The 18,504-nt window shown below is 43.1% G+C and carries 20 protein-coding genes; 5 read left to right on the top strand and 15 right to left on the bottom strand.

Features of this window, described 5'->3' with window-relative positions:
- Positions 1–5 precede the first annotated feature (5 nt).
- The 3 genes from AT15_RS06925 to uvrC are packed head-to-tail and all read left to right on the top strand — an operon-like array spanning position 6 to position 3,035.
- Complete coding sequence (locus AT15_RS06925) at positions 6–821, top strand: 50S ribosomal protein L11 methyltransferase (RefSeq protein ID WP_068347802.1); 816 nt, start codon at positions 6–8, stop codon at positions 819–821.
- Positions 791–1,339, top strand: a complete 549-nt coding sequence (locus tag AT15_RS06920) for a DUF501 domain-containing protein (protein ID WP_068347801.1) — start codon at positions 791–793, stop codon at positions 1,337–1,339. The genes AT15_RS06925 and AT15_RS06920 overlap by 31 nt, the downstream gene beginning before the upstream one ends.
- Positions 1,317–3,035: an excinuclease ABC subunit UvrC gene (uvrC, locus tag AT15_RS06915; protein ID WP_068347800.1), complete on the top strand. Its 1,719-nt coding sequence runs from the start codon at positions 1,317–1,319 to the stop codon at positions 3,033–3,035. The genes AT15_RS06920 and uvrC overlap by 23 nt, the downstream gene beginning before the upstream one ends.
- A 27-nt stretch (positions 3,036–3,062) precedes the next feature.
- Here uvrC and AT15_RS06910 read toward each other — a convergent pair whose 3' ends face one another.
- Entirely contained in the window at positions 3,063–3,335 is a 273-nt protein-coding gene (locus AT15_RS06910; protein WP_068347799.1) for an HU family DNA-binding protein, read from the bottom strand.
- A gap of 367 nt (positions 3,336–3,702) precedes the next feature.
- Between AT15_RS06910 and AT15_RS06905 the strand changes: the two genes are divergently transcribed.
- Both AT15_RS06905 and AT15_RS06900 read left to right on the top strand, forming a co-directional pair.
- The gene (locus tag AT15_RS06905; RefSeq protein WP_235598529.1) at positions 3,703–3,969 is read left to right on the top strand and encodes a type II toxin-antitoxin system Phd/YefM family antitoxin; all 267 of its coding nucleotides are present in this window, start codon (positions 3,703–3,705) and stop codon (positions 3,967–3,969) included.
- Between the two features lie 18 nt (positions 3,970–3,987).
- Complete coding sequence (locus tag AT15_RS06900) at positions 3,988–5,130, top strand: ABC transporter ATP-binding protein (RefSeq protein WP_068347797.1); 1,143 nt, start codon at positions 3,988–3,990, stop codon at positions 5,128–5,130.
- Positions 5,131–5,178: 48 nt separating this feature from the next.
- Here AT15_RS06900 and rpsT read toward each other — a convergent pair whose 3' ends face one another.
- From rpsT to AT15_RS06830, 14 genes are read right to left on the bottom strand one after another with little or no spacing between them, the layout of a single operon-like run.
- Positions 5,179–5,457: a 30S ribosomal protein S20 gene (gene rpsT / locus AT15_RS06895; RefSeq protein WP_068347796.1), complete on the bottom strand. Its 279-nt coding sequence runs from the start codon at positions 5,455–5,457 to the stop codon at positions 5,179–5,181.
- Between the two features lie 29 nt (positions 5,458–5,486).
- Positions 5,487–6,671 carry a methionine adenosyltransferase gene (gene metK, locus AT15_RS06890; protein WP_068347795.1) on the bottom strand — a complete coding sequence of 395 codons (1,185 nt, stop codon included), beginning with the start codon at positions 6,669–6,671 and terminating at the stop codon, positions 5,487–5,489.
- Positions 6,672–6,698: 27 nt separating this feature from the next.
- On the bottom strand, positions 6,699–7,013 hold the full coding sequence (locus tag AT15_RS06885) for a hypothetical protein (RefSeq protein ID WP_068347794.1): 315 nt from the start codon (positions 7,011–7,013) through the stop codon (positions 6,699–6,701).
- 5 nt (positions 7,014–7,018) lie between these two features.
- Positions 7,019–8,026 (bottom strand): M23 family metallopeptidase, encoded by a 1,008-nt coding sequence (locus tag AT15_RS06880; RefSeq protein ID WP_084251588.1) that lies wholly within the window; start codon positions 8,024–8,026, stop codon positions 7,019–7,021.
- Positions 8,023–9,258, bottom strand: coding sequence for a GTPase HflX (hflX, locus tag AT15_RS06875; RefSeq protein WP_068347793.1), 1,236 nt, complete (start codon positions 9,256–9,258; stop codon positions 8,023–8,025). Before hflX ends, AT15_RS06880 begins: the two co-directional genes overlap by 4 nt.
- Positions 9,259–9,274: 16 nt before the next feature.
- Complete coding sequence (gene hfq, locus AT15_RS06870) at positions 9,275–9,514, bottom strand: RNA chaperone Hfq (protein ID WP_068347791.1); 240 nt, start codon at positions 9,512–9,514, stop codon at positions 9,275–9,277.
- Positions 9,507–10,433, bottom strand: coding sequence for a tRNA (adenosine(37)-N6)-dimethylallyltransferase MiaA (gene miaA, locus AT15_RS06865; RefSeq protein ID WP_068347786.1), 927 nt, complete (start codon positions 10,431–10,433; stop codon positions 9,507–9,509). Before miaA ends, hfq begins: the two co-directional genes overlap by 8 nt.
- On the bottom strand, positions 10,433–11,224 hold the full coding sequence (locus AT15_RS06860) for a class I SAM-dependent methyltransferase (protein WP_068347781.1): 792 nt from the start codon (positions 11,222–11,224) through the stop codon (positions 10,433–10,435). Before AT15_RS06860 ends, miaA begins: the two co-directional genes overlap by 1 nt.
- On the bottom strand, positions 11,221–11,448 hold the full coding sequence (locus AT15_RS06855) for a hypothetical protein (RefSeq protein WP_068347777.1): 228 nt from the start codon (positions 11,446–11,448) through the stop codon (positions 11,221–11,223). The genes AT15_RS06860 and AT15_RS06855 overlap by 4 nt, the downstream gene beginning before the upstream one ends.
- Positions 11,448–13,865, bottom strand: a complete 2,418-nt coding sequence (locus AT15_RS06850; RefSeq protein ID WP_068347775.1) for a carbohydrate ABC transporter permease — start codon at positions 13,863–13,865, stop codon at positions 11,448–11,450. The genes AT15_RS06855 and AT15_RS06850 overlap by 1 nt, the downstream gene beginning before the upstream one ends.
- A 9-nt stretch (positions 13,866–13,874) precedes the next feature.
- Positions 13,875–15,203, bottom strand: coding sequence for a carbohydrate ABC transporter permease (locus tag AT15_RS06845; protein WP_068347773.1), 1,329 nt, complete (start codon positions 15,201–15,203; stop codon positions 13,875–13,877).
- 30 nt (positions 15,204–15,233) lie between these two features.
- Positions 15,234–16,055, bottom strand: coding sequence for a dihydropteroate synthase (gene folP, locus AT15_RS06840; RefSeq protein WP_068347771.1), 822 nt, complete (start codon positions 16,053–16,055; stop codon positions 15,234–15,236).
- 4 nt (positions 16,056–16,059) lie between these two features.
- Positions 16,060–17,637 (bottom strand): CTP synthase, encoded by a 1,578-nt coding sequence (locus tag AT15_RS06835; RefSeq protein WP_068347764.1) that lies wholly within the window; start codon positions 17,635–17,637, stop codon positions 16,060–16,062.
- Positions 17,630–18,499: a deoxyribonuclease IV gene (locus tag AT15_RS06830; protein WP_068347757.1), complete on the bottom strand. Its 870-nt coding sequence runs from the start codon at positions 18,497–18,499 to the stop codon at positions 17,630–17,632. The genes AT15_RS06835 and AT15_RS06830 overlap by 8 nt, the downstream gene beginning before the upstream one ends.
- Between the last annotated feature and the right edge of the window lie 5 nt (positions 18,500–18,504).

The raw sequence follows: 18,504 nt of genomic DNA, 5'->3' as shown, positions 1-18,504 counted from the left end.
TTGATATGCTTTATAAGTATTTCACTCTATACGCAGATGAAAAAATCCTTGAAGAAATAGATGAACTCTGCTTTTCGGAGGGCTTTTACAGTATCTTTTCCGAGGTAATAGATTCAAATCTGTGGCGGGTAAAGGTGTATCTCGAACCCGATCAGGAGTTTCCACCTTTTTTGTCGGGCTACCCCTTTGAGCTCGGTGGCGAGGAGCTTGAAGAAAATTGGTGGAAAAAATTCAAAGAGAACCTTAAACCCTTTATGTTGACTCACCACACAAAACTGATCCCTCTTGAAGAACCCAATCAAATCACAGAAGAGGGAGCCCTGGGAATAGTACCCGGAAGCGCCTTTGGTACAGGGTTACACGAAACGACAAAGCTCGCCTCACGCCTTCTCGAAAAACACATGGAACCTGGTGCTTTTGTGCTGGATGTTGGTTCAGGCACAGGTATCCTATCAGCGCTGGCTTTGAAGAGAGGGGCGAAAAAGGCAGTTGCCCTCGATATAGATCCGGCTGCCGTTGAAAAGTGCCAGGAAACGGCATGGATAAACGGGGTTTCCATTGATGCGAGGGTTTCTAACTTTCTCAGCGCCCTCAAACCCGGTGAACGTTTCAATGTGATTGTTTCAAATATGATCGTCGAATTGCTTGAACGCTTTGTAAAAGAAACAACGCACTATTTGAAGTCTGATGGTGTAATAATTCTCTCCGGAATTCTAAAGGAGAAATTCGACGCTTTTGTGACAACATTGGAAGACTCCTTCTCATTGCTGGAAACGGAGGAAATGAACGAATGGAAAGCGGCTGTTTTGAAAAAAAGATAGTTCAGGCTCAATTAGGACGCGAGCTGAGAAACGAATTTCGCGTGGTAAAAAGATGCACCTGGGGTTATCCGCAGTGTATTCAATCGGATTTGATCACCGATGGGAAACCTTTTCCCACACTATTCTGGCTGACCTGCCCCTTTTTGTACAAAGAAGTTTCCCGCCTTGAAGAAAAAGGCTGGGTGAAACTACTCGAAGAAGAGCTTGAGCATTCCGAAAGTATGTCAAGGGAATATATAGAGGCACATAAAACCACTCAAGCCCTGAAAAAATCCTTATTAGCTGACAGAAAGCTAGAGAATTGGCAGATAGAAGCTTTACTTGACAGGGGGATTGGGGGCATAAGAAATCTAATGAATATCAAATGCCTTCACCTTCAGCTGGCAAATTTTCTGGGTGGTATAGACAATCCCATCGGGAAAAGGGTATGGGAGATGCTAAAATCCCGTGAATGCCCGGGGAGCGCTGTGATATGTAGTTCATTGGAGGTCACTGATGAAAAGGGCTCTTCAGAATAAAATCAGTTCGCTACCGGAAACCTGCGGTGTTTACATATTCAAAAATAGCGAAGGGAAAATAATTTACATAGGTAAAGCTGTCAAATTAAAACGTCGCGTGCAGTCTTATTTCAGGGAATCTTCGTGGAAGGATGAAAAAGTAAGAAAAATTGCCGAAGAGTCTTCTGATATGGATTTTATTATCGTCCCAAGCGAAAGGGAAGCTCTACTTTTAGAAGCAAATCTTATTTACAAATACAAGCCGCGCTATAACATCCTGCTGAAAGAGTCCCGTTTTTATCCATATATATATATATCCAGAGACGAATTCCCTTATGTGGAGTTGAGAAGAGACAGGAAAGCTCCCGGGATGTATTTTGGCCCATACACGAGCACGAGGCTCGTACGCAGCATACTGGAACTCCTTCAGAGGATTTTCAAGGTAAGGAGTTGCAAGCAGTCCCTTGATAGAATCAAGAAAGCCTGCTTTCTATATCACCTTAAAATGTGTTCCGCTCCATGCGTAGGTAAAATCACAAAGGAAGAATACAAAAAGAGTCTTGATAACTTCATTGAATTCCTTGAAGGGAATACCCTCAGTGTCAGAACGTCTCTCGAAGAAAGGATGTACAGGCTGGCGGATAACCTTCAATTTGAACAGGCAAAGGAAATCCGTGATGTTCTCGATTCCATGGATAAATTGTATTCCAGACAGGCTGTTGACGTTCCGCAGGATCTCAGCATTGATGTTCTGGCACTTTCTTCAGGTATTCTGGTCCTTCTCGAAATAAGAGGTGGAATGCTTCTTGGAAAGCTGGTTTACGATTTCCCTGAAGGGAAGGTCTCCGATTTTATAAGCCAGTTTTACCTCGCCAGGGAGAAACATCGCCCAAAAAGCTTAATCGTGTCAGGATTGAGAAAAACAGAAACCAATATGTTCAAGTCCGAATTTGAATATATTGGAAAACCCAGAACAGAATTCGAATCCAGGCTAATGAAGATAGCTTTTCAAAACATTGAGCAAGAATTGAATATACGAATCGGTGCTGTTGAGACCCTCAAACAGACCAGGAATATCCTGGGTTTGAAAAAAATACCGCGATTTATTGAGGGAATAGATATCTCCCATACCCAGGGGCTTATGACAGTTGCTTCTCTGGTTGTCTTTGAATCAGGGAAACCAGACAAATCGAGGTATAGAAGATACAGGATAAGGAACCTCGAAGTCCCAAATGATTTTGAAGCACTCGCAACGGTTATAAAGCGCCGCTATTCCAAACACCCCTTACCTGATCTGCTTTTCATCGATGGTGGGTTCCCGCAGCTCAGAGCTGTGTCTGAAGCGCTTGAGGAACTCAACTTGAAAACCGAAATCGTGGGTATTGCCAAGGAGGAAGAGGAAATCGTTTTTCCCGATAGCAGGGGAAAATTAAAACTGCCACCTGATCACCCTGTTATGAAGTTGCTGGTTTCCATCCGGGATGAAACCCACAGATTTGCAGTCAATTACCACCGTTACCTCCGTGAGAGAAGATTTGTTAGTTCAGAAATCGACGGGATACCGGGCATTGGTCCAAAAAGGAAAAGACTCTTGATGAAGCACTTCAAAAGCGTTTCCAGGATAAAAAAGGCATCTGAAGAAGAGTTATGCAAAGTGATAAAAAACAAAAAAATAGTTGCTGAGATTCTAAAATGGGCAAAAGAAAATGGCGGCTAACCAAGCCGCCATTTTAAAGACAAGATCTCATTTTACTTTCTCTTTGAGTTCCTTACCAGCTCTGAACTTAGGTACTTTTCCCCCGGGAATTTGGATAGCTTCTTTTGTTCTGGGGTTGACACCTTTTCTGGGTTTTCTTTCTGCAACTTCAAAAGTACCAAAACCAACGAGTTTAACCTCTTCACCCTTGGCAAGTTTCTCGCCTACAACTGCTACAAAGCTGTCGAGAACTTCAGCCGCTAATTTCTTTGTTGTTCCTGTTCTTTCGGCGATTTCAGCTACGAGTTCCTTCTTGTTCACATAAACACCCCCTAAATCTGAAATATGATGTCAGACATATTTTAGCACTTATCAACCCTTCAATGCAACTCTTGACTTGCTGAAATTCCTATTATAGAATAATTACCGACATATTCTCTAAAAGAGTAATTCTTGTAATTGAGTATACAAGCGCTTTACAGAAAAACACTCTTCAATAGTGCTTCCATAAAGGGTTATGTAAATTTTTTTAGAACTTTCTTACCCTCATTATTGATTGGTGAATTTTCAACCCCACCAAAATTAAGTACCCCTGAATACAAGTGTACGCAACAAATTTCATTAGCTTTGCTTGACTATAATTGTGGTCATAATGTATAATGGAGTAACATCAAATGAGGTGGGTACATTGGCAAGACTTGATAATCTGATCTTCAAATCACTGGCTGATGCAAAAGCGCATTTTTCAGAAGTAGTGGATACTGCTTCGAATGGTCAACGTGATGTTGTTATAACAAAAAATGGTGTTCCCAGGGCTGCCTTGATTTCTTACGAGAAATACACGAAGATGCTCAACTTTCTCTCCACGGCGTATGAGCTTTATTTAATGGATGCCGGCGAAAAAGCTCTCGGAACACAGCTTGAAGATATCATTGAAGATAGTTCAGAAGATTGATTTTTGGAGGTGTAAGGCATGGCTGAGGTTATCCTCAAAGATGTAGTAAAGGTATATCCAAACGGTTTCAAAGCGGTACATGGTGCCAATCTCGAGGTCAAAGACAAGGAATTCGTTGTTCTGCTCGGCCCCTCTGGTTGTGGTAAAACAACCACTTTGAGAATGATTGCGGGATTGGAAGAAATCACAGAAGGAACGGTAACCATTGGCGGAAAAGTTGTCAACGATGTAGAGCCAAAAGACAGAGATATCGCTATGGTTTTCCAGAACTACGCGCTTTATCCCCATATGACTGTTTATGAAAACATGGCTTTCGGGCTGAAATTGAGAAAAGTTCCGAAACCGGAAATCGACAAGCGCGTTAAGGAAGCCGCCAGCATACTCGGTATCGAAGGTCTCCTTGACAGAAAGCCCAAACAGCTCTCCGGTGGTCAGAGGCAGAGGGTTGCAGTGGGAAGGGCTATCGTAAGAAATCCCAAGGTCTTCCTTTTTGACGAACCCCTTTCAAACCTCGATGCGAAACTAAGAACACAGATGAGAGCTGAGCTAAAAAGGCTTCATCAGAACCTTCAGGCAACCATCATTTACGTTACACACGACCAGGTAGAAGCCATGACCATGGCTGATAAGATAGTTATCATGAAAGATGGTGTTATACAGCAGATCGGTGATCCTTATTCCGTTTACTTTGAACCCGTGAATAAATTCGTTGCCGGGTTTATTGGAACGCCTTCCATGAATTTCATAAACGCAAAGGTTTCCAAGGAAGGAGATAAGCTCTGGATACACAAAGACTCAATGAAGCTCCTTATTCCCGAAAAATACTATGATAAGCTCTCCCCATATGTCGGAAAAGATGTTGTCTTCGGCATAAGACCTGAAAACATTTACGACAAGATGTTCGCGGTTAATCCCAGCGAGGAATTCGTTGCCGAAGGAAAAGTTGACGTTGTTGAACCCCTTGGAAGCGAAACTCTTATTCACGCAACTATCGCTGGGGATGACATCGTAGCAAAAGTCGACCCGAAAACAAAAGCGCAGGCGGGAGACACCATTGATCTGGTATTCGATATGAACATGGTCCATGTTTTCGATGTGGAAACCGAAGAAAACATTTTGAAGGGAATGCATTCAACAGAAGGCGAACTCAAAGTAGAGTAATTCACATAACAAAAAAGGCGGGGATTGATATCCCCGCCTTTTTCTATATTAGCTAAGGCTATCCAGGTATTTCTTCACTCTGGCTGTAAGCCTTGCCTTTCTTCTGGAAGCTTGTCTTTTGTGAATGACACCTTTTTTGGCTGCACGGTCAAGAACAGAAAAAGACAGGCTGAGAAGTTCGTTGACTTTTTCAGGGGCTTCCTTGGTTTCAATAGCAAGAAGAAGCTCTTTTGTGACGTTTCTGAATCTTGTCTTTGCACTCCTGTTTCTCATTCTCCTGACTTTTGTCTGTCTCACTCTTTTTTCAGCGGACTTAATATTCGGCACTTTTTTTCCTCCTTCCTGATTTCTATATTCTATAAATTAAAAGCTTTTCTCAATTCGGAAACCATATCGACCCTTTCCCAGGGAAGGTCGACATCTGTGCGCCCAAAGTGGCCATAGGCAGCCGTTTGCCTGTATATGGGCCTTCTCAAATCCAGTGTGTCAATAATTGCTGCGGGCCTGAAATCAAAAAGCTTCTGAACGACTTCGGAAAGCTTATCCAGATCTACTTTTTCCGTTCCATGGGCATCAATCATGAAAGAAACGGGATGGGCAACGCCTATGGCATAAGCAAGTTGAAGGGTTACTCTATCAGCGAGCCCGGCAGCCACTATATTCTTTGCAGCATACCTCGCCATGTAATGGGCTGACCTATCAACCTTTGTTGGGTCTTTTCCGCTGAAAGCCCCTCCACCGTGAGGAATCCATCCGCCATAGGTGTCCACGATGATCTTTCTACCTGTGAGGCCTGTATCTGCAGCAGGTCCGCCTTTTACGAACCTCCCCGTGGGATTTACATATATTTTCATATTCTCGTGCATCAAGTTTTCCGGGATAATTGGCTTTATAACATGCTCGATAACAGCATCTCTGATTTCTTCATTTGTCAGCATAGGATCGTGCTGGGTGGAAACAACCACAGTTGTAACTCCAACGGGTTTTCCATCTTCATAGAGTACTGTGACCTGTGTTTTGCCGTCAGGCCTGAATCCATCCACTATTTTCTGCTTTCTAACATCGGATAGTCTTTTCGAGAGCTTGTGAGCGAGCACTATCGGAAGGGGCATCATTTCCTCAGTTTCATTGGTGGCGTAGCCAAACATCATTCCCTGATCTCCGGCCCCTATCTCATCATACATATCGTTACCATCGCTTTTGGCTTCAAGGGATTTATTCACGCCAAGGGCAATGTCTGGTGATTGCTCGTCAATACTGCTCAACACCGCACAGGTCTCGCCATCAAATCCGTATTTTGCCCTGGTGTACCCTATATCGAGTATAGTATCCCTGACGATTTGGGGAATATCCACATATGCCCTTGTGCTTACTTCCCCTGCAACTACTGCAACACCCGTTGCAACAAGCGTTTCAACTGCTACTCTTGAATTTGGGTCCTGTTCAAGCATAGCATCGAGGATTGCATCGGAAATCTGGTCTGCGACTTTGTCCGGATGACCTTCCGTGACACTTTCACTGGTAAACAGCCACCTTTTCATCAACGTGCCTCCTTTAACAATGTATATTTAGATATTTTGTTCGTTGTATTCTCCTTCAGAAATAAAATTCCCACCTATTATATCAAAAGACAGCGGTTTGAAGCTTCTTGTAAATTCAGCGTAAATTTGTATCTTATTCTGACACTTGCTTCCAATGAACTCTTTATCAAGTTTATAAGCTCCTTTTCCTCCCCCGTAGTTAACACTTACGTCATAGTATTTTCTCAAATGGCTTCGAAACAGCTCGCCACACTTTGAACATTTAAAATAGACCACAAGCGTGTTCCCTTTATCGTAAAAGGGATTTTTGGTTAAGTCCTTTTCCCTTTTTTTGAAAAACAACGCTGTCACCTCCGCATGACAATAGTGAAAGTTTTTTCAAAGGATTTTCCCCAGTGGTCTTCTACAACTATCTTTGCGTTTTTAGGCGAAGAAAGGTCAACAGCTTCCCAATCGTCAACCGTGACCACCGAAAGGTCCTCCGCATCTTTCAGCTTAAACCAGTAATCTGAAGGCGTAGAATTTGTATACACTTCGTTGACCCTGTTCACTTCATTGATAAAAAAATAATTCTCGAAATCTATCTGGTATACCAGCTTATTTTCAATATACAAAGATATCTTTTTGGGACTTATGTAATGCCTTACGAGTATTCTTGCTCTCACAGCCAGGGGAGAAAAGGGAGTTATTTCCACCGTTTCGCCGTTAAACCCATATTCTTTGCCACCAGCTTTAAGGGCTATTATCTGTATTTCGGTGTTCTTTTTCGGGAAGTCGAAATAAAGCCCCGGGTTCAGAAGCACCTCTTCGGACAGATCCCTGACCTCCATATGCAGATGCGGAGCGACTCCACCTGTATCACCACTGTAAGCAACCGTGTCCCCCATTTTGAAAGCTATTTCACCTGGATGAAAGCGCGCTTCAACATAACCTGTATTGTATTCATCGAGAAGTTTTCTATATATGGCATTTAATTTTCTTCCCCCTTCGGTTGTTAAATCGCCCACACTTTCAAGATGTGCAAAAATTAGCTTTATCCCATCTTCGTTGTTAAAATAGTCCCTTACTTCCGGCAAAACCAGCGTCAGCCTGGTTCCATAAACGGGATCGTTTATTATAAGGGATGCGACATAGCAGTCAGCGGGAGAAAGAACCTCAGCTCCAGTTTTCCCCGCTGTTGATAGGTCCATTCCCTTGTGGAAATGAGCAGGGTTATCCTGCGATTTGTACTGCCGGTACTCTCCAAAATAACCTGTTATTTCTAGTGGTATATCAATCGGATCTCTAAGATATGTTTCGCCAAGAACAATTATGGATATTACAATGAAAAGGAACACCAGTATTCTCTTCATCATCTGCCAGCCTCCTTCAGTCTGTTTAGAAGCCGCTTATTTGTAACGTTGTCTGTGATATACTCAATTTCAACGGAATCCCCATTGAACTTCTCAGAGAGTATTTCCAGCTTCCCCCTGATTTTGAGAACTTCTTCATAGTCACCGATCTTCATACGCAGCACGTATCTTTCCCGCATCTCATTTATTGCCTTATCTAACCTGTGCTTGAGCTCGTCAATATTGATATCTTTCAGTGCGCTGACAAAAACCGATTCGGGGAATTTCCCTTCAAGGAATTGTATTCTCTCGTTGGTACATTTGTCGATCTTGTTGAAAACCAGCATTTTAGGAACATCAGCTGCCTTGATTTCAACCAGTGTTTCATTGATTACCCTCAATCTGCCATCTTCATTGGGTGTGGAAGCATCCACAACAACCAGCAGAAAATCCGCATAGCTGATTTCTTCAAGGGTGGACCTGAAAGATTCCACAAGCTGATGGGGCAATTCCCTTATAAAGCCAACGGTGTCGATGATCAAAACTTCCCTGCCGCTGGGCAATTTGCTCTTCCTGATACGTGTATCCAGTGTGGAAAATAATTTATCCTCAACAAGTACACCCGATTCACAAATTCTATTCATCAGGGATGATTTACCGGCGTTTGTGTAACCCACCAGGGCAATTAAGGGCATCCCCACTTTCTGGCGTTTCTTCCTCATGATTTGCCTGTCGAGCTGCAATTTCTTCAATTCCTTTTTCAGAAAGGCCATTCTCTGCAAGGCTTTTCTTCTGTCGAGCTCTAGTCTCTTTTCTCCAGGGCCCCTTGTGCCGATACCACCGCCGGGATTCGAGAGTTCACCACCCTTCCCTTTGAAGAAAGGGAGTTCATATCTTAGCCTGGCCAATTCAACTTCCAGCTTTCCTTCCAGTGTGAAGGCGTGTTTTTCAAAGATCTCAAGTATCAACTGTGTCCTGTCGATTATTTCAATTCCAAGTTCACGTATCAGGTTTTTTCTCTGTGAAGGCGTGAGATTATGCCTGATAAACACAACATCTGGTTCATAAACCTGTATCAGGCGCTTAAGTTCTTTCAGTTTTCCGGTTCCCAGATAGTGCTTAGGATTTGGCACATCCAGAGTCTGGCTTATCGAATCCAGAACTTCATATCCCGCTGTATCTGCAAGCAGTTCGAGCTCAGAGATAATTTCGCTTTTGGTTTCCTGCTCCTGCCTGTTAAAGGCACAGGCAAGTATCGCTTTTTTAATTAGACTAATCCCCTCTCTGTTGTTGTGGTGTCAATTTCACGTATTTTGCCGGAACGAGCATCTTGATTGCATGCTTATAAACTAGCGTTTGTTCCTGATTATCTTCAAGCAGAACAGTAAAATTGTCAAAGGAACGAACTATGCCTTTAGTCTGAAAACCTCCTTCAAGGTAAACCTTAACCTCGATCCTGTTAATTCTGAGCAAATTCAAAAAACGATCTTGAAGATTGAATTTTTCAGCCACTTTTACCCCCCCAAGCTAAAATAATTTTCTTACTTATTATATCAACGGCATCTTTAATACTCAGATTTTCAAGGTCTAGCCATTGAACCCCCTTATACCTTCTGAACCATATGATCTGCCTCCGCGCATAGCGGCGGGTATTCCTTTTTATAAGCTCCACGGCTTTTTCAAAGGTATATATCCCTTTAATGTATTCAACCAATTCCGCATAGCCTATTGTCTGCAAAGCGTTCAAGTCTTTAGTAAAGCCCATTTCCAAAAGCGTTTTTGTTTCATCAAGCAAACCGGCTTCAAGCATTTTCTCCACGCGCAACTCTATACGTTTATGTAGAGAATGACGGTCTCTATTTAATATTATAACAGTGTATTCCTCAGAAATACCAGTGTTTTTTTGTATAGCACTTAATTGAGTGCCTGTAGTAAAATAAACTTCAAGATATCTTATTGTGCGCTTTAAATCATTGGGATGGATCTTTTCAAAGGCAACTTTATCAACTTCCTTTAAAATCTTTCTCAAAGAACCCGGTGAGTTTTCTTCTATTGCTTTCAATGCCTTTCGCACTTCTTCGTTCCGCGGTGCGCCTTCAACAAAACCTCTCAAAAGAGCATCTGCGTACAATCCTGTACCACCGGCTAGCACAGGGATTTTTCCTCTGGATTCAACATCGTTAATGGCTCTTTTTGCATCTCCGGCAAAACGGTAAGCGTCATAGGTTTCATCAGGCTCGATTATGTCAATGAGATGATGCCGAAGCCTTTTTAACTCTTCTTTCGAGGGCTTTGCTGTGCCTATATCCATATGCCTGTAAACCTGCCTGGAATCCACAGAGACTACTTCAATAGGCAGGTGTTCCGAGATTGCAAGTAATATCTCCGTTTTCCCCACCGCCGTGGGGCCTAAAATCATTGGAATAGCCATTATTTTTCTATTACTCCATATATAACGCCACTGCTTTTACTACCATCCACATATGAAAATTCGATAAATTTCTCGAGCTCTTCGAAAAAGCTATCCGTCACACGCGATTTCAACACCACTTTCTTTTTCGCAACCCTTATCATCTCCCGCACATCCTCCGATGTAATAGGCTCATAGACGGCAAAAGGCCTTAAAGGATTTAATGAGCTTGAACTATATTGAGGCACTTCAAACATGGGATCACAATAGACAATGTCATAACTCTCATCTGCCGAATCCCTCAGGAAGTGTTTCAGGTCTCGGTTCATCAGGGTAATTCGTGAAGCCGCATCCTTCATCCATTGATATTGAAAAGGATAGTGGCACAGCCCGTGCTTCACGATTCTGTAAACGTGGACTGATGCTTCAAGGCCTATCACTTCCCCGGATTTCAAAAAGTGAGCCATCAGCAAGGCTTCGCTGCCTAGCCCAAAAGTCGCGTCCAGAACTTTTTCATCACCGTTCAAGCACATGTTCTCTATCAAGTGATCTCTTTGCCCTTCGCGATAGTTTTTCAGGCGCAGTTTTGCCATAGACGGGTGAAAAAAGAATTTCGAGTCACCATAGAGAATATACAGCTGTTCATTCCTATCGAGAACATAGTAAAAGTCAAGATCCAGCTTTCCTTCCTTCTTCAGTTCCGTGAGCTTTCGCCTTGGCATATAAGGTACTCCATATTCCCTTGCTATCTGTTGAGCCTTTAAGGCGAGCTCAGCTGAAGGTTTGTGCGATGTTGTCACTGCGTATTTCATTTTTCCTCCTGATGCAATTCAAGCAGTTTTTTCAGCGTTTCCAGCTCCTGCTGTCTTGATTCAAGTTGTTTTTCCAACTCTTGATAACGTCTTTCCACTTCTTCAAGTTTCTTTTCGGCATTCTTGTAATTTGTGTAAGCCCTGTAATTTGTCATTGCGAGGACTATAAGGAAAAATATTGTGAATATAAAGAATATAAAATGGCGCTGCCGTTTTTTGGCCATTATTTCAATCCGCTCCTGGCGATACCTGCAATGAAATACTTCTGCGTGAACAGGAACAGTAAGACAACCGGAACTATGGAAAAGGTGGCAGCAGCCATTAACAGGTTATACTCGGTGCCCGTTGCACTGCTAAAGTTCTGCAATCCCACAGGCAAAGTCCTGTATTCAGGGCTTTTTGTAACTATCAAAACCCACAGGAAGGCGTTCCAGCTTCCCACAAACTTCAACAATGCCCCCGTGATCACTGCGGGTTTTGAAAGGGGAACCATAACCTTCCAGAGAAATTTCCACTTGGATAAGCCGTCGATTTTCGCAGCATCATAGAGTTCATCCGGAATAGTCATGAAATGCTGTCTGAGCAGGAAAATGGCAAACACGCTTATTACCCAGGGAACTATAAGGGCATAGTACGTGTCGATCCATCCAAACACAGTTAAGGTTATGAAATTGGGAACCAGAAGCACCTCCCCCGGAACCATCATGGTAGCGAGGAAAATCGTGAACATGAAATTCTTGCCAAAGAATTCCATTTTGGCAAAGGCAAAAGCAGCCATAGAAGCAAAGATAATTTCGAGAAAAGTTGTCACTATGGCAACGAAGACCGTATTCAAATAATAACGTCCGAAAGGAGCAGCATTCCAGGCATCTACATAATTCTGCCAGAAATTCGCAAAGGTTTCCAGAAAGGTGAATTCAGCCTTTCCATATACCAGATCATCCTTAAACCAAACAGCTGGAACACCATCAAACTTAATCTCAAAAGACTTTCTTCCTGATTTGGTGGCCCTTCCGCGATAAAAGACTTTTAATACCTGGGAAGGCTTTTTAACGAGATCGAGCTCGCTGAAGATGTCCGAATGCAGCTTCGAAAAATCACCTATCCAATTGGTCTCGACCCATCTCCTCTTTATAAGTGCGGAGAACCCTGTTCCGCCCATTTTTTCTGCATACCTGTCAAGATAAGCGAGTGCCCCTCCAAAAAGTGCGCTTTGCCCGCTCCTGGCACCTGCTTCCTTCATCAGTGCTTTGAATTCCTGATAGCTGAAAGGATCTTCCATGAATTCCGTAATCTCGGCTGCAAATTTATCATCGTCAACTATTATTGTTGCTGTTTTCAACAGGTTAATGGCCTCGGTTATTTTGTCGAATACTTCGTTTGTGAGTTCAGAGAAGTTCGCCCTCAGTTCCTCTTTAAAATTCCCATCGAGGTAAGAGATCAGAATTTTTAGCGCATCCCTAACATTTTTTTCAGTAATAGATGCCTTCAAATATTCTTTCAAGCTCCCGGGTACATTCCAGTCATCGATAGCTGATATAAGCAGCGCATGTACCTCATCATCCGTCCTTATTCTACCGACTATGTAAGCGTCTTCCAAAAAGGCATCCTGGATACCGATATAAAACTCTTTTATTTCAAGATAATCTTCAAGCAGCACCTTCCATCCTACGAGTTCATCAATGATCCCGTCAAAACTCCCTTTGAAGCGATTCAGCATCATGAGGAGAAATCTGTCAGTGGAAGGTATCATGCCTGAAAGCTCCTGGTAAATCTCTGCTTTTTTTGCTTCAAATACCTTTTCTATTTGCGATATTTTGGAAATTATTGCCGATACTTCCCCGGGATCAGGAACCCTCTTTTCTCCAATGCGGTAATTTGAGAGGTCAGTAGCCAGTGCTGTCAATTCATGGGAAATAGGCTGGAAGAGCTCAAGCGCTCTATTTACCATGTCCTCTTTCAGTTTCCTCTGGCTTTCAGAATCCGTAGGCAGTGCTTTGAATGATGAACCAATAACCGTTTCAGCCTTTTTTTGGGAAAGTTCCGCTGTTGTCTCAATCGAAGTCGTCAAAACAATCCTTCTAGCGAAACCATCATCACTATATTCAGCCATATTCAAAAAGCCATCAAAAAAACCAGCAACTTCATCCAGAGGGATGGATTCTAGTTTCTTTGCTATTGTATCCGGATAATTGTTTATATTATCTCTCACGCTGCTTGTGAGCTCTGAAAATTTATCCAGATCAGCTTTCATTGAAAAATCAGCAGGATTTCCGCTTTCGTCCAGCAATCCGAGGATAATAGTGCCTCTTCTTATAAAATCGTCATCGAGCATCACGATAAGGGTATCTTCCCCGGCCTTACTGCCCACAAGTGAAGCAAAATTCTTGAATTCATCAAGGCTAAGTGAAGAAAGGTCAACCCCGCTGCCTGTTGTCTGGTAGCGTATTTTCGTTTTGAATTCAACGCTTGAACGTGCGTTTTTGGTTGTCCACTTTGGTGGCCAGCTTGAAACTTCGCTGGAAGCTTTGAAAGAGGTGTCAACCATCCAGGCAAAGGGCAGCAGCATCATGAGCGCCCCGCCTACAATCAGCAAATATATGAATACCTGCATCAGAGTCTTAGAAGATGTATTTTTCATTCTCCCACCTCAGCTCTCATAATGAACCCGTTTTTTGCCAATCCAGAACTGCAAGAAAGTCAGCAGAAGTATGATCAAAAAGAGCATGTATGCCGCAGCGCTCGCCACACCCATCCTCTGTTCGTCGTAAAACTTCTGGAAGACATAGTAAACAAGCGTCAAACCACTTTTGTTTACAGGTCCCGGCAACCCTTGATAAAGAATGAATATCTGCGAGAAGATCTTAAAGGAGCCTATCATAGTGATTATCATTATGAAGAAGGTTGTCGGAGATAGCAGCGGCCAGGTGATAAACTTGAATTTCTGCCAGCCATTAGCACCATCTACATCTGCTGCTTCGTAGTAAGAGCGATCTATATTTTGCAGCCCCGCAAGGAAAATAACCGTTGTATATCCCAGATGTTGCCACACAGAAACCATGGCAATCGTGGGAATAGTCCACCTTTCTTCTTTAAGCCAGGCTATTTTGTTGATATTAAACCAGGATAGAAAATAATTGAGCAATCCAAACTGGTCGTTAAACATCCATTGCCACACAAGGGAAACAGCAACAACCGATGTAACAAAGGGAATGAAATAGGCGGTTCTGAAAAGATTCTTAAATTTAATATTTCGATTCAACAGGAGAGCAATTATTAGCGCCAGACCAATTTGAGTAGGCACAGAAAGGATAACATAATACACAGTATTGTAAATGGCTTTAAGGAAATCAGAACTTTCCTTGGCAAGCCTGAAATAACTTATCAGCTCATCGCCGGAACGCGACAGCCAGAAGGCAAAAACAATGTAGAAGACTATAAAGAGCAGCAACGTTGTCCAGCTTTTAGACCTCATCATGGTTATGTGGTTGTCCTTCCTGTAACGCCTGATGACATAAATGAAATATCCGATAAAAAGCAGCGAAAACAACAGCCACAGAACCGAAAATCCGGGATTTGCAGCTTTTACCAGATAAAAGAGTATGAATAGCACAAACAGGATAGTGTAGAAAAGCGAAAATTTCCTCTTCGGGCGGGAGTATTTTGTCATACTGGCGGTGATGTAAAAGGCCACTCTGACAGACAACAAAGCCCCAAGAGCGTAAACGGCCGTGTTTAGAATTGCATAAAGCAAATTCAGGCTGATTGGATACGACATTCTGAACAATTCTTTGTAATTCCCGAGCCCGATGAAGTACTTCTCGGCGCTCGTATAATCCCACTTAAAAAAGCTCAATACCAGCGAAAATCCTATTGGCCAGAAAACGAAGATACCAAGAATAACAATCGAAGGCAGCAAAAACAGATAGGCCTGCAGGGTTTCCCGCCAGTATTTTCTGGAGTACCTGGTATATGCCATGCTATCCCTCCCGGGGTTCCAGAATGAATATCATTTCAAGCTCATGAGTGTTTTCAAGAGCCTTAGGTTTTCCTTTACGTCATGAACCCTCAAAATATCCGCACCTTTGAAAAAGCAGAAAGCAGAAACCGCCAGAGTCCCTTCCAGACGATCTTTTGGCGGAAGTTCAAGAATATTTCCAATAAAGCTCTTTCGCGAATGACCTATCAGAACAGGGAAACCCGCTGCTTTGAAAATCCCTATATTTTTCAGCAACTCGATGTTGTCAACCAGGCGTTTTCCAAAGCCTATTCCCGGATCCAGAATTATGCTATGGGGATCAATACCTTCCCTCAAAGCAACCCGCGCTCTATCAAGCAAAAAGGAATTCACTTCGTCAACAACATCATCATAGTAAGGAGCTTTTTGCATCGTTTTCGGTGTGCCTTTCATATGCATTATCACAACAGCTGCACCGCTTTCGGCGACAAGCTTTAGCATCTTTTTATCTCCAAGTCCCGTTATATCATTTATTATATCAGCTCCAGCTTTCAAGGCCTCTGCAGCAGTTTCTGCATGATAGGTGTCAACCGAGATAAAAACCTGTGAATTCACCTTCCTTATGGCTTCAATGACCGGTACCACCCGGTTGATTTCTTCTTCAACAGGGACCGGGTCAGCGCCGGGGCGCGAAGACTCTCCTCCAACATCTATGATATCCGCTCCCTCTCTGATCATTTCAAGCCCCATGGTTACAGCCTTTTCAATCTCCGATGCGCGGCTGCCTTCATAAAAGGAATCAGGGGTAACATTGACAATCCCCATGACGGCGATTTCTCTTTCCAGCATTCTACCTCGGGCTTTCAGTTTCATGGCATCACCTCATTTTCTTGAGCGTATCCACGAAATGTTTAAACAACGGGTGGGGATTTCCCACTTTTGATTTCAACTCCGGATGATATTGAACTCCAATGAAAAAGGGATGATTCCTTAGCTCAACAGCTTCGACGAAATCGGCCTTCGCCGATATAACCAGCTTGCCTTCGCTTTCCTTTTCATCAGGCAAAGCGAAAAGCTGTTTAAAGCTTTCATAATTCACTTCATATCTGTGCCTGTGCCTTTCGGAAACGACATCCAGTCCGTATATTTCATACAGTCTTGTATTTTTGAATACCGGAGTTTTTTGCGCTCCCAGCCTCATTGTGCCGCCAAGGTGAAGTATTTTCTTTTGGGCTTCCATAAGGTCTATAACAGGATATGATGTATTGGGGTCAAATTCTGTTGAATTGGCGTTTTCAAGCCCGGCTACATTCCTGGCATACTCTATTACCATGAGTTGCATTCCCAGGCAAATTCCCAGTATGGGAACTTTGTGCTCCCTGGCATGTTTGATGGCCCTTATTTTGCCTTCTATCCCGCGCTTGCCGAAACCGCCGGGTATTATTATGCCGTCATAGCCGGAAATAAAATATCCAAGCTCCTCATCGGTCATCTCTTCAAGGCTTTGCGAATCAATGACTTCCGGCCTTTCCGCACCACAAAGCAATATGCTCTCGATAAGGCTTTTGTATGCGTCGTCTGTGCCGAGATATTTCCCTATAATACCAATTTTCAGGGGACTGAAACTCCTGGGATAGTCCCACTGGAATTTCCCTGACAGCGATATATTAAGAGCACTGGCTATTTTTTCATGTATTCCAAGCGTGAAAAGTTTATGGGGGATTTCGTAAACGTTGCCTGTATCAGGAAGATTGAAAACCATCTCCTGTGAAACGCCGCCAAAGAGTGCAACCTTTTTCAAATCAGTGTTCGTAATGGAAGATTCAGAACGTACCGCGATCATATCAGGATGAATGCCGATCTTCCTCAAGAGCTGGACAGATTGCTGTGAGGGCTTCGTTTTGAACTCATTTGTAGCTTTTAGATAAGGAACGTAAGTTACATGGATGAAAAAGAAATGCTCCCTGCCCATTTCAAAGGCAAGCTCTCTGACTGCTTCAAGGAATATTTCTCCTTCGATATCACCCACAGTGCCACCGATTTCGATCATGACGACCTGCCCATCAACTGCTTTAATTCTCTCTTTGATTTCTGTGGTAACATGAGGGACCATCTGAACGGTGCCACCAAGATAGCGACCTTCCCTTTCTTTGTCTATGACAGCCTTGTATACCTGCCCGGCTGTCATGTTGTTTATCCTTTTCATATCAATACCCAAAAACCTCTCATAATGCCCCAGATCAAGATCGGCCTCATAACCGTCATCGGTTACAAAAACCTCCCCGTGCTGGTTGGGGTTCATCGTGCCCGCATCGACATTCAGGTATGGGTCTATTTTAAGGGCATTTATCTCTATGCCACTTTCTTTTAGAACTCTGGCAATTGAAGCAGATATTATCCCTTTTCCTATACCGCTGAGCACACCACCGGTAACAACAACATACTTCCTAGTCATCTACATCCCTCTCTATTCCAAGGATTTTTTTCACCCTTTTTATATCCTGAGCATGTTCTTCATTTCCTCCGGGTGTTTCAAGAATTAACGGCCTTTCAAGGATTTCTCCCTTTGAAAGGAAGGCTGCAAATCCTTCCTCACCAATATAACCCTCCCCGATTCTTTCATGCCTGTCTTTTGAAGCGCCAAGGGGATACTTTGAATCGTTGAGGTGGATCATCTTTAGCCTTTCGAGTCCTATCAAAGCGTCAATTTCCTCGAGTAACTTTTCGACCATTTCCCGGGAGCGAATATCATAACCACTGTCAAAACCATGGCAGGTATCATATGTTATTCCTATCCGGTTTTCGTATGAAGTTCTTTCGATTATCATTCTGAGCTCTTCTATAGTGCTCCCGATATTTCCGCCTTTTGGTGCAACGTTCTCCAGCAGGAGAACCACATTCGTATCCTCAACAGCGGAAAGGACTTCATCGATTCCCCTGGCTATCCTGTCGATTCCTGACTCAAGCCCCGTCCCGAGATGGCTGCCGGGATGAAAATTGAGATATTTCAGACCGAGCATTTCGGTGATTGCTATTTCCTGTTTTAACAGTTCAATGGATTTATATCTAACTTCTTCTTTTGGACTGGCAAGGTTAATCAGGTATCCAGAATGGACAAGCGCATCTTCGGCATTCAGCCCGGCATTCTCCATTGCTCCTGCAAAGAGCTTTGTCTTTTTCTCATCAGGCAATTTTGCTTTCCACATTGAAGGGCTGTGGGGAAATATCTGAAAGCAATTCCCGCCAATTTCAAGGGTTTCGATCGGGACACGAAAATATCCCTTCGAAGTACTCATATGTGCACCTATTCTAAGCATCTCAC

Origin of the sequence: Kosmotoga arenicorallina S304 (assembly GCF_001636545.1) — a bacterium.
GTDB classification, from domain to species: Bacteria; Thermotogota; Thermotogae; order Petrotogales; family Kosmotogaceae; genus Kosmotoga_B; species Kosmotoga_B arenicorallina.
This window is presented reverse-complemented; position numbering and strand designations above follow the sequence as displayed.